12 protein-coding genes are annotated in these 11686 nt (G+C 63.7%); 7 read left to right on the top strand and 5 right to left on the bottom strand.

Translation table 11 applies throughout. The features are described from left to right. Positions 1 to 23 precede the first annotated feature (23 nt). The 5 genes from AC0L14_RS12455 to AC0L14_RS12435 form a co-directional block, all read right to left on the bottom strand. Positions 24 to 833 (bottom strand): formylmethanofuran dehydrogenase subunit C, encoded by an 810-nt coding sequence (locus tag AC0L14_RS12455; RefSeq protein WP_473485512.1) that lies wholly within the window; start codon positions 831 to 833, stop codon positions 24 to 26. Continuing rightward, the gene (gene fhcD / locus AC0L14_RS12450; protein ID WP_473526842.1) at positions 830 to 1738 is read right to left on the bottom strand and encodes a formylmethanofuran--tetrahydromethanopterin N-formyltransferase; all 909 of its coding nucleotides are present in this window, start codon (positions 1736 to 1738) and stop codon (positions 830 to 832) included. The genes AC0L14_RS12455 and fhcD overlap by 4 nt, the downstream gene beginning before the upstream one ends. Further along, positions 1726 to 3357: a formylmethanofuran dehydrogenase subunit A gene (locus AC0L14_RS12445; protein WP_473749638.1), complete on the bottom strand. Its 1632-nt coding sequence runs from the start codon at positions 3355 to 3357 to the stop codon at positions 1726 to 1728. The genes fhcD and AC0L14_RS12445 overlap by 13 nt, the downstream gene beginning before the upstream one ends. Continuing rightward, positions 3351 to 4457 (bottom strand): tungsten formylmethanofuran dehydrogenase, encoded by a 1107-nt coding sequence (locus AC0L14_RS12440; protein WP_473749637.1) that lies wholly within the window; start codon positions 4455 to 4457, stop codon positions 3351 to 3353. The genes AC0L14_RS12445 and AC0L14_RS12440 overlap by 7 nt, the downstream gene beginning before the upstream one ends. A gap of 118 nt (positions 4458 to 4575) precedes the next feature. Beyond that, positions 4576 to 4956 carry a 4a-hydroxytetrahydrobiopterin dehydratase gene (locus AC0L14_RS12435; protein ID WP_123148513.1) on the bottom strand — a complete coding sequence of 127 codons (381 nt, stop codon included), beginning with the start codon at positions 4954 to 4956 and terminating at the stop codon, positions 4576 to 4578. A gap of 159 nt (positions 4957 to 5115) precedes the next feature. Between AC0L14_RS12435 and AC0L14_RS12430 the strand changes: the two genes are divergently transcribed. From AC0L14_RS12430 to fae, 7 genes are all read left to right on the top strand, one after another. Continuing rightward, a complete protein-coding gene (locus tag AC0L14_RS12430; RefSeq protein WP_473749636.1) occupies positions 5116 to 6084 on the top strand; it encodes a beta-ribofuranosylaminobenzene 5'-phosphate synthase family protein in 969 nt (322 codons plus the stop codon). Positions 6085 to 6125: 41 nt separating this feature from the next. Then, positions 6126 to 7019 (top strand): NAD(P)-dependent methylenetetrahydromethanopterin dehydrogenase, encoded by an 894-nt coding sequence (locus AC0L14_RS12425; RefSeq protein ID WP_473526838.1) that lies wholly within the window; start codon positions 6126 to 6128, stop codon positions 7017 to 7019. 13 nt (positions 7020 to 7032) lie between these two features. Beyond that, entirely contained in the window at positions 7033 to 8127 is a 1095-nt protein-coding gene (locus tag AC0L14_RS12420; RefSeq protein WP_473749635.1) for an ATP-grasp domain-containing protein, read from the top strand. After that, positions 8124 to 9080, top strand: coding sequence for a methenyltetrahydromethanopterin cyclohydrolase (gene mch, locus AC0L14_RS12415; protein WP_123148250.1), 957 nt, complete (start codon positions 8124 to 8126; stop codon positions 9078 to 9080). The genes AC0L14_RS12420 and mch overlap by 4 nt, the downstream gene beginning before the upstream one ends. Positions 9081 to 9166: 86 nt before the next feature. After that, entirely contained in the window at positions 9167 to 10123 is a 957-nt protein-coding gene (locus tag AC0L14_RS12410; RefSeq protein ID WP_473749634.1) for an ATP-grasp domain-containing protein, read from the top strand. Next, the gene (locus tag AC0L14_RS12405; protein ID WP_473526835.1) at positions 10120 to 10974 is read left to right on the top strand and encodes a triphosphoribosyl-dephospho-CoA synthase; all 855 of its coding nucleotides are present in this window, start codon (positions 10120 to 10122) and stop codon (positions 10972 to 10974) included. Before AC0L14_RS12410 ends, AC0L14_RS12405 begins: the two co-directional genes overlap by 4 nt. 167 nt (positions 10975 to 11141) lie before the next feature. After that, positions 11142 to 11648 carry a formaldehyde-activating enzyme gene (gene fae / locus AC0L14_RS12400; RefSeq protein WP_123148516.1) on the top strand — a complete coding sequence of 169 codons (507 nt, stop codon included), beginning with the start codon at positions 11142 to 11144 and terminating at the stop codon, positions 11646 to 11648. The last annotated feature ends 38 nt before the right edge of the window (positions 11649 to 11686 follow it).

Raw genomic sequence — 11686 nt, 5'->3', positions numbered from 1 at the left:
CGCAATGCCGTCTGCAGCACGCCTCAGCGAGGGAAAAGAACCTCACCCATTCCAAGCACCGCGTTGTCACCGCCATATTTCTGCGGTGCGATGCCCAGAAGCGGCCGTTTCAAAATACCCTCGGCGATCAGATGGCGATCGATGACTGCGGCGAAAACGCTCTCTGGCGCACCGCATTCGACGAAACTCGGCGACAGGCTTTTCGGCGCCCGATCGAGCAGGATCGAACCGCGACGCATCAAATAGCCGGGCATCTCGCCGCTGCCGCCGGCCACCACCAGCGTGCCGGCGATCATGCGGCTGCCGGCATTGTCGCCTGAGCCTTTCAGCACCGCGATCAGGCCGCGCCGCATCCGGTCGGCTGCAAAAGCGCCCGCTTTGCCCCTGACGATCAGCACACCGCCATTCATGCCGGCCAGTTCCCCGGCGAGCGGCGCACCAAGGTGATCACCGGCGTTGCCTGTTATTTCAAGCCTGCCGCCGCGCATGCCGGAGCCTGCATGCGGACCTGCATTGCCTTCGATCGTGAGCGTGCCGCCGCGCATGGCGCGCCCGGCCTGGGCGCCGGCATTACCGACGACGCGAACCGAACCGCCCCGCATGCCTTCCGCCACGCGGTCGAGGCGCGTGCTTCCACCTTCGAGCACGATGTCCAGCGGATCGTTTCCGGCGACGCGAAAGATATCGCCGACCTTCGATCCATGCTTCGACATGCCGATCTGGATTTTTTCGATATCGCGCCTTTCGATCCCGGCAAGCCGCTCCGGCGTCAGCGGCGACAGGTCAAGGCGCTCGGGCGGCTCGGCGACAAGGGTGAAGGTCAGCGCTTTCACGGCAGCATATCCTTCAGCGAATAGATGAACTTGCCGAGCTTGCCGCCGTAATTGCCGGCGCTTATGCGAACCGCGCCTCGCTTCGGCCCGAGCTCGATGACGGTCTTGATGCCGGCCTTCATCGCGGCGGCAACGGCATCGTTGGTCTCGCCATCGATGACGATTTCCAGGACAGCGTTGATGTCGGAACCGAGCTCACTCCTGACAACACCGCGCAATGTCGGCGCGTAGGCTTCGTTGGCCGAGGCGATCATGCCCTTGTATTTGCCACCGATCTTGGAACCCGAACGGGCGATGCCGCCCGGAAACGGCACGATCGCGCCCGGCACCAGGCCTATCGCCGCAACCGCGGCCTCGGCGGCAGCCAAGGCCTTGGCGCTGCTTTCAGCCATGACGAAGAAATTGCCGCCGCCGACGGCAGCCTTCGTCAGCCCGGTCGTCGCTTCGCACAGGAATTCGCCATCCATGACGGGAACGCGCCAAAAATGCCTGCCGCCGATTTTCTTGGAGATCTGCCAGCCGTCACCAAAATAACGCAGCGCCGAACCGAGCTTCAACTCGGCGCTGCCCTCCAGTCCGGCGAAGCAGGCGGAACCCGGCGAGGTCAAGACACACTGGCCGACGCGATTGAGCAGTTGTTTCTGCAACTCGTCTGTTCCCATCGCAAAGATCATCACGCGGCAGCCGGGCCGGCCATCCGGTGTGGCCGATGGCGGCAGTTCGATATCGATTGCCGCTTCGCAGCCGCAGCCGATCACCGAGGTGGCAAAGCCGGTCATCGTGATCGCCGCCTGGCGGGCCCATTTCCGGTTCGGCGCGGTGATGATGATGGCGGTCGCACGCATGCCGAAGGCCTCGGCAAAGGTATCGTCGATCATTATGCCATTTACGCTCACGTTCGGCATGCAACCTCGCCGAATGGCTGTTCGCGCGCGATCGCGGAATCCGGGAAATTGAACCAGTCCAGCGACAGGCCGTAGCGCTGCTGGTGATAATCCTCCAGGCGCCGCACCATCGCCTTGTCCGGCGACGGATTGAGCCTGAGCGCCTTGCCCCAGCGGTAATGGGTGATCTCTCCGTCCTGCACGACGAGATCGCCATCCTTGAAGACGTACGCCGCCTGCCTCAGCATTTTCGCGATATTCCCGTCCCTGCGGTAGACAGCGATATCGGCTATGGCGCCGGCGCCGAGATGGCCCCGATCTGTCAGCCCGAGCAGCTTGGCTGGGGCCGCGCGCGTCATGATGGCGATTTCCTCGAACGTGTATTCGCGGTCGACTGCGGCCAGGGTGGAGAGCGCCATGGCGGATTTTGGAAGTCGGGCAATCATTTCGGTGCGCGCTTCCCGGCTCATCAGCAGCTCGAACAGGGTTGGGTAGGCGGTGAAGGGCGCGCCGTTGGGATGATCGGTGGTGAAGAAGACACGCCAGGGATCGTCGATCAGGAGAAAAAGCTCGAGCCCGATCGCCCACTGCATCGCGCCATAGAAATCCTTGCCATAGCTGTAGGGCACGATGCCGCCGCCATTGCCGTCGCCGTCATGAATGACGGATTTCTTCGGCTGCGCACTGCCACGCGCCGAAAATTGCCGCATGACGTCGGAGGAGACGGTGACCGTCTGGCCGAACATCACCTGGCCGATATCGATGGTGACTTCCGGCGTCGCATTGACCAGTTCGGCAAGACGCGCCGCGGCCGAGGAAAACTTGCGCTTGCCTTCCGTGCCATAGCCGTAGAACTGGAGATGGGCGAGGTGCAGCGGCAATCCTTCCGCCGCCGCGATCGTCGCGGCCGCCGTGTCCGCCGATCCGGGGCTGCCCAGATTGTTGCAATGGACATGCAGAGGATGCGGGACGCCAAGGCTGTCGACGGCCGCCTGTAGCGTCTTGACGATCTTGCGCGAGCTGACGCCATAGGAAGGCACCACATCGTCCAGCGAGAAGGTGCGGACGTTTTCCTTGAAGGCGGCCGCCGCACCGGCGTTGATCACCTTGACCCCAAGCGCCCGCGTCGAGGCGACCGTCCATGCAACATAGTCCTCGATCATTTGAGAGGAGGCGTCGTCGCGGACCATCGACAGCAGGAAATCGTCGTTGCCGAGAATGGCGAGCGTCGCCTTGTCGATGATCGGGATGTCGGCCAGTTCGAGATGGGTGTGAAGTGCGGCTCCCGGCGACATCGCCGGTTCGACCACCGTGGTGAAACCCATCTTGGCGTAGAGGCAGCCGGTCTGGAATGTCGACCAGCCGGCGTTGGAGAGCGGCGTCGTCGCCGGCCGCGCCTGGTGCGCGGCATGCTGCTCGGGCAGGAGCAGCCGTGCCGTATTCACGTTGCCGCCACCGATGTGGGAATGGATGTCAATGGCGCCCGCCATCACGATGCAGCCGGCAGCGTCGATGGTCCGGTCGGCAGCGCCACCCGCCGGCGCCGCAACGATCTTGTCGTCCCTGATCCAGAGGTCGCCCTTGCCGACACGGCCGTTGACGGGATCGATGATGTCGCCGCCGGCAATTTTCGTCAGCATGGCAACGCGGCCTCGGCGGAGACATGACTGGCGACCAGGCGGATAACAGTCGCAGCGGAGGGCAGTTCGGACGCCGCTCGCGCATCGATCGACCGCAGCGAACCGGTGCGGCTGGAATAGACCACCGCCTCGTGATCGACGCCCGCTTCGCCAATGGCGATGGTGACCGCAGCACCCGCGATCGGCTCCTGCGTTTTCGCCAGCGCAATCAGCGCCATGCGGTTCTTTTTCTTCTGCGGCTGGACAATTGAGGAAGATATCCGCAGGTGCAGGTCGGCTTCGCCGGCAGCGATCATGCGCGCGACATCGTAACGCCAGGGATCGAATTCCGGGACGCCGCGCGCAAAGCCGGTGCGCAGCGGAAAACCCGTCATCCAGGTCGAGGCGAGCGCGCTACCCCATCCGTTTTCGCTTGCCGGCAGATGAAGGCCGGATGCGCGTGATTTGCGGTTGAGATCAGTGATCAGTCCTTGCAGCATCTCAAGCGCCAGCCCCTCGGTTGCGTCGCCTGAAAACAGGAAGACGGGAAAATGCGCAGCCTCCAGGGCTTTGGCGAAATCGTCGAAATTCGACACCGGCTGCGATGTTTGACGCCCCCTGCACTGCGTCCTCAGCGCCGCCAGTGTCGCGCCGAGGCTTGCCTCGCCGCAGGACAGGAGCGTCGCCGTCCGCCCGTTGTTCAGCGGCGGCGCCGACGCCCCGTTCGACCCGACCAGAAAGATCTCGCGTTGATTCTTGGCTGAGAGATCGGGGGCCGAGAGATCGGGAACCGTGGCTGAGAGTTCGCAGACAAATTCATGATGGATTTGCGGGAGTTCGCCGACAATCACCACGACATCGGCGCGCCGGCGCGTCTCGCCGGGCGCAACGGTCATCGCGCCTTTGTCGGTAAAGAGCGCCGTCTCCCGGGAAACTGCCGCGCCATCGGCATGATCGTATGCCGCGCCAACCCGCTCAGCCAGCGCGATCGCCGCCCTGGTGCCGTGTATATCCGTATCCAGGCTGAAAACCGGGCACCGGCTTGACCCCAACAGCGCGGCGGCATGTGCAGCCGCGCGCTCGACCAGCGTTTCCCGGTTGCCGATCCAAGCAACCGCCATTCACTACGCCACTTTCTGGTGCCGGCCCGATCCTAGACGAAACTGGAATGGCCGTGAACCCCGCCTGTCAGCAGATTAGCGAATGTTTTCTTAAGCCATCAACAAATTCCGACCGCGCTTAATCATATTTGATGTAGGCGAAGCGCTGATCGGTCGGCGGAGTGCCTTCCAGCGCGCCGCCTTCCCTGGCCGGCTGCCACTGGACGACATCCTCGATCTTTTTGGCCAGCGCGAAGTCTTTGTCGGTGATGCCCTTGGCTGCATGGTTCATCAGGCGCACCTCGACCCAGGCATAGGACGCCGTGATGTCGGGGTGGTGCCACGCCGCCTCGGCGAGATGGCCGACCGTGTTGATGACCATCAGTGTCGATTTCCAGCTATGGGTCTTGTATTTGCGCCGGATCCAGCCGTTCTCGTAATACCATTTCGGCAGTTCCTTCTCGAGCCTGTCGGCAATCTCGGCTTCCGAATAGACTTTTTCCTTAGGCGTCTCGTTCATCTCGACCTCCGCGACTTGCCCGGTCCGTTTTGCGCCGGGGCCAAAAGAAGATAAAACGAATGCATTCTCTCCGGCTTGCCCCTTCGACGAAAACAGCTATCATGGCGACGGGCACCTAAACTTCCATGATGCGTCTATGATGCACCCATCGGGGGGTAGATGTCGAATTCTGTTACCATACGAGTGCCCGCCCGCCTGCACCTTGGCTTCCTCGATCTCAATGGCGATACCGGACGTCGCTTTGGCAGCGTCGGGCTACCTCTAAGCGAACCCGAAACCGTCGTCACCCTGTCGCGGTCCAGCGAGACCATCGTCGAAGGCACCGAGAGCCGGCGCGCCGGCGAACATTTGTCGACGCTCTGCAGGCATCTCGGCATTCGCGGCCAGCACCGTCTGGTGGTCGAACAGTCGATCCCGAGCCATGCCGGCCTGGGCTCCGGCACGCAGATCGCCCTTGCCGTCGCCTCGGCGCTGCGCACGCTCCACAAATTGCCTCTCGATGTTGGCGGCGACGCGACCCTGCTCGATCGCGGCGGCCGATCCGGCATCGGCATCGCCAGTTTCGAAAGCGGTGGTGTCATTGTCGATGCCGGCAAGGACGACCGCGGCAGGCCGCCGCCGGTCGTGGCGCGACTGCAGTTTCCAGAAGAGTGGCGCGTCATCCTGATCCTCGACCATGGCGGGCATGGACTGCATGGCGATGCCGAGATCGCGGCGTTTCGTTCACTGCCGCCGTTCCCGGCGTCCGGCAGCGGCGAGATCTGCCGGCGGGTGCTGATGGGCATCATGCCGGCTCTGGTCGAGCACGACCTTCCAGCCTTCGGCGCCGCCGTCACCGCGATCCAGATGCTGATCGGCACCCATTTCGCACCGGCGCAAGGCGGCGTGTTCACCTCGAAGCGGGTCGAGAGGGTGGCCCACGGTCTCAATGAAGCAGGCGCTGTCGGCATCGGCCAGAGTTCGTGGGGACCGACAGGGTTTGCCTTCGCCCCATCGCCGGACGCTGCAGTCAGCTTCGTCAGCGCGGTTCAGCAGACAGTTGAAGACGGCATCGAGATCAGGATCGTCAAGGGCCGGAATTCCGGCGCGAAGATCAGTTCGACCAAACTTGATCTCGTCGGCAGCTGACGGCCCGGCAACGCGATCAGGTTCAAGAGGAAAGGCGAGAAATGGCCCGCAAACACATCCTGCACATGCTGACGCCGTTGAAGCATATGAGCCCTTTCGACGTGAACATGGCTCTCGATGCAGGTTTCGACGCCGTCGTCCCCTATGTCGATGTAAGCCTGGGAGAGGTGACAGGCCTCGTGCAGGACGCGATCTTCTCGCGCCCGCCCGATGCGGGCGTCGATACCGGCATCTTTATCGCCGGCAAGGACGCCTCGCTGGCGCTCGACATGTTCGACGCAGCGCGAAAGGCGATGGTGCCGCCTTTCCAGGTTTCGGTATTCGCCGATCCGGCCGGCTCGTTCACCACGGCCGCGGCGATGGTGGCCAAGGTCGAAAAAGCGCTGGAGAAGAAATTCGAGCGCGGGCTGAGGGACACCAGGATCGCTGTCTTCGGCGCCACCGGCGTCGTCGGCTTCTGCACTGCCGTCATCGCCGCCAGGGAAGGCGCCCGAGTCACGCTTGTCGGTCATGACGGCATCGGAAGGGTCGAGCAGATCGCGGCCGAGATCAAAAGCCGTTTCAACATCGCCGTCGATGCGGCCGACGGGTCGAGCGACGCCCGCAAGACGAAGCTGGTCGAGGCGAGCGAGGTGATCCTGGCCTGCGCCAAGGCCGGCGTCCAGGTGGTCTCGAAAGCGCAGTTGAAAGCCGACGGCCTGCTCATTGCCGCCGACGTCAACGCGGTCCCGCCGGCCGGCATCGAAGGCGTGGCCGTCAATGCCAATAGCGATCCGCTCGAAGCGGCAAAGGCTGTCGGCATTGGTCCGCTTGCCATCGGCAATGTGAAATACAAGGTCGAATTCGGCCTCTTCAAAAGAATGATCGAAGCCGAAAAAACCATCACGCTCGATTTCCAGGAAGCATTTTCCCTTGCACGCGAAATCGCCAAATAACGCCGGATCTCTATTGATCGCGGCGATTTCAGGCCGGGCGCTGGCTGCCGCTGCGCGCCGCGCCGGCTATCGTCCGCTGGTCGCCGATTTCTTTTGCGACACGGACACGGTCGCGCTTGCCGAACGCGCGACGATGCTGCCGGGCGACCTGCAACGCGGCATCGACGGCGAGCGCATCATGGAGACGCTTCAGCAATTGGCAGGAGACGACCAGCCGGTCGCCATCGTCCTGGGTTCGGGCTTCGAGCGGATGACGGAGACCGTCGATGAGATTGCGCGCCATTTTCCGCTCGCCGGCAATGGCGGCGGCGCGATCCGCAGGATCAAGGACCCGCAATTGCTGGCCGCCGATTGCGCCGAACTCGGCATTCCGCATCCGCAATTCCGATGGGACCGGCCGCCCGATCCGGAGAACTGGGTGATCAAGACCGCGGGCGGCGCCGGCGGCACGCATATCAGACGGGCCGCCGGAGAAACCCCGGGCACCGGCCGCTATTTCCAGCGTTTCGTTGCCGGCCGCAGCATCTCGGCCCTGTTCGTCGGCGACGGCCAAACCGCTGATATCGTCGGCTTCAGCCAACAATGGGCGTCCCCCGCCCCGGCAGCGCCCTATCGCTATGGCGGCGCCGTGCGGTTGAGACGCTTCGATCGCAGGCAGGCGGCGATGATCCGCGGCTGGCTTTCAGGTCTGGCGGGCCGCGCCGGCCTGGTTGGATTGTGCAGCGCCGATCTCATTCGCGGACCGGATGGCTACAAGCTCATCGAGATCAATCCGAGGCCAGGCGCCACCCTCGACATTTTCGACGATGCCGACGCGCCACTGATCGAAGCGCATCTGCGCGCCGCGGCAGGCAAGGCTTACCGTCTGCCGCGCTTCGTCGATTCGATGGCGTCGATGGTGACCTATGCCGCGGCGCCGATCGCCCGGTTTCCATCGATTGCCTGGCCTGAATGGACTGCCGACCATCAGTCGCCCGGCACCCGTCTGATTGCTGGCGATCCTGTCTGCACCATCTTCGCGCGCGGTCCGAGCGCCGATCTGACCAGGCGGCTCATCAAGGGACAAGCCAGCCGATTGCAACACCAATGGGAAGGAGACCGGACATGAAAGACGGTTCGGCATTCCTCAACGACAATGCGCAGCGCATCATAGACGGCATGATCGGCAACGCCGAACGCCTGCGTATCGCCGTTGCCAGGGGGCCATTGGGCGAGTGCCTGATCGATGCCGGCGCCAAGGCCGCCGGCGGCGTCGAGGCCGGGCTGCACATGGCGGAAGCCGCGATGGGCGGGCTCGGCAGCGTTTCGGTCTGCATGGACCGCGCGTCGCGGAAATGGCCGCTCACCGTCGAAGTGCGGTCTTCGCAGCCGGTGCTTGCCTGCCTGGGCAGCCAGTATGCGGGCTGGAACCTGTCGAGCCAAGGCTATTTCGCCATGGGATCGGGACCGGCGCGGGCGCTCGCCCGCGTCGAACCGCTGTTCGAAGCACTTTCCTATCGCGACACTGCGTCATCTGCCGTGCTTATCCTGGAGACCGCCGAACCGCCGCCCCAGCCGATCGTTGAGAAGGTCGGCAAGGCAACTGGATTGCCAACTGAAAAGCTCACCTTCCTCTATGCGCCGACACAAAGCCTTGCGGGCAGCGTGCAGATCGTTGCGCGCGCGCTCGAGGTCGCCTTGCACAAGAGCAACGATCTCAAGTTTCCGCTTGAGAATATCGTCGATGGAATCGGTACCGCCCCTATCCCCGCCCCCCATCCGGATTTCCTGACCGCCATGGGCAGAACCAACGACGCCATCATCTATGGCGGCAGCGTCCAGCTCTTCGTCAAAGGCCCGTCGAAAGACGCCAGGGAACTCGCGGAGCGACTGCCGAGCCGCGCCTCGCGGGATCACGGCCACCCCTTCGCCGAGGTCTTCAAGCGGTTCAAGGGTGATTTCTATGCCATTGATCCGCTGCTGTTCAGCCCGGCCGAAGTGATCGTCACGGCGATCGAGACCGGCGATACGTTTCGCGCTGGCGAGCGTGATCTGCGGATGCTCGAACGGAGCCTCGGTTAGACGATGGCGGTGCAATGGACTCATCTATCATCCGCCTGCCGGGCCGCCCGCTCGCGCCTTCGGTATACCGGTATCCGAGGCGCGACATGATCCCCCGTATCCTGATCGTCAGCGACGTCTCGGACACCCGCGCCAAGGGCCTGGCGGCAAGGCTAGACCGGCGGGGCGCCGTGGTCGCAACCGTGCCGCTGGCGGCAATCGCGTTCGACACCGGCAGCCCGAGCGGACTGTCGATCCCCGGCTTCGACGGCGCGCTGCCCGACGCCGTGCTGGTCCGTTCGATCGCCGCCGGATCGTTCGAAGCGGTCACCCGGCGCCTCGGCGTGCTGCACGCATTCGGCAAGCTTTCCATTCCGGTGTGGAATTCCGCACAGGCGATAGAGCGCTGCGTCGACAAGTCGATGACGACCTTCCTCCTGAAGGATGCCGGCCTGCCGACGCCGCCGACATTCGCGGTCGAAGGACGTGCCATGGCCGAAGCGATTGCCGAACGCGAACTGCCGTTCACGCCGCTGGTGCTAAAACCGCTTTTCGGCGCACAGGGCCGAGGCATCCGGCTGATCGAAACACTGTCCGATCTCCCCGCCGAGGACGAGGTAAACAGCGTCTACTATCTTCAGCATTACGTGCCGCGCCCCGGCCCTCCTTTCCGCGATTTTCGCGTTTTCGTCTGCGCCGGCGAGGTCCTGGCGATGATGAGCCGCCGCGGCGACGACTGGATCACCAACGTCAATCGCGGGGCAGTGCCAGAGCTGGTTTCGAGGCAGGTTTCGCTGCACGGCGAAACCGAATTGGCGACGCTGGCACGGGCCGCCGCCGCCGCTATCGGCGCCGATTTCGCCGGCGTCGACATCGTGCCGGCGGCCGACGGCACGATGTTCGTGCTTGAGGTCAACAGCATGCCCGCCTGGTCCGGGCTTCAATCGGTCGTCGCGGTGAACATCGCCGATGCGATTGCAGACGCCCTGCTGAAATTCCTGGCCGATCGTACCGAGGCGGCGGCAGCGCGACCCTACCGCCTCACTGCGCCGGCGAATTCGTGACCGACGGCATGGCGCTTTCGCGAGAACGCCTCCGGGCTGCCTATAAGGACGCCTGCCGGATGGAGATCGAGGCGCTGAAACCGGGCAATGTCCATCTGTTCGCCGACGGGCACGGCATGTCCGCCGCCCAGTTCATGACGAGCGCAGAGGTCTCGTCCGCGCCGCTGACCGATCCGCGACTGCCGGTCGGACAGCGCATGCTGGAAGCAGTCCGCGCGACACGTCTGGCAGTCGCGACCAATACCAATCTCGGTATCATTCTTCTGGCAGGGCCTCTGCTATGCGCCGCCGAAATGGCGGGCGGCAGCCTCCACGACAATGTCGACGCGGTGCTGCGCGCGATGACCATGGACGACACCAGGGCGGTGTTCGAGGCGATCGTCGCGGCCGCGCCGGGCGGGCTCGGAGAGGCCGCGAACGATGTGCGGCAGGAGCCGAAGGTTCATCTGCTCGAAGCAATGAGGGAGGCGGCCGACCGCGACATGATCGCCCGCCAGTATGTTACCGGTTTCGGCGACGTGTTCGGCGTCGGGCTTGCGGCTCTGAAAACGGCGTTGGCACGCGGCGAAGGCGGCATGTGGCCGACGGTGTTCGCCTATATGGCGTTTCTCACCAGCTTCCCCGACAGTCATGTGGTGCGCAACCATGGAACTGACGTCGCAGATCAGACGCGGCAAGAAGCCCTTGCCGTTGAGGCGGCGCTGCATGCCAACGATGACGAGACGTCACGCATTCGTCTGCTCATGGAGCTTGACCGCCGGCTGAAGGCGGACAACGTCAACCCCGGCACCTCGGCCGACCTGACCGTGGCTACTCTTTTAGTCCACACCCTCGGCGTTCAGCTTGCATAATCGCAACGTTGGTGGTTGACTTTCAGGAGCGGAAGCTGGGCTTCCGCGGCTATCCAGCCAACCGGTCCGGATGTCCGGGCGCTGCCAACAAGGATAGCTGTCCATCGAGCGCTCGCTCGGTTTGCGGCGTCTTTGGACACCATAACTGTGTCTTGGAGGAAATTGGCATGGCAAAAATCTCGAAAGTAATGGTCGGTGAATCGCTGGTAGGAGACGGCAACGAAGTGGCGCATGTTGACCTGCTCATCGGCCCACGGGGGAGCGCAGTCGAAACAGCATTTTGCAACGCGCTTACCAACAACAAGGACGGTTTTACCTCCCTTTTGGCGGTGATCGCACCCAATCTTCAGTGCAAGCCCAACACCGTGATGTTCAACAAGGTCACGATCAAGGGCGCTAAACAGGCCGTGCAGATGTTCGGCCCGGCCCAGCATGCGGTTGCAAAGGCCGTGCAGGACAGCGTCGCCGAGGGGGTCATTCCTGCCAGTGAGGCGGACGATCTGTTCATCTGCGTCGGCGTTTTCATCCACTGGGACGCGGCGGACGACGCCAAGATTCAGAAGTACAATTACGAAGCGACAAAGGAAGCCATCCAACGCGCGGTCGCGGGAACACCGACCGCCGCCGAAGCCACGGATAAGCGGGACCAGGTGAAGCATCCGTTCGCGGCTTAGACAAGAGACAGCCCCGCACAGGCAAAACCCTCCGCTGA

It is taken from the genome of Mesorhizobium sp. WSM4841, from assembly GCF_055811515.1.
Note: the sequence above shows the minus strand (reverse complement) of the source record. Positions and strands in the feature narration are given on the sequence as shown.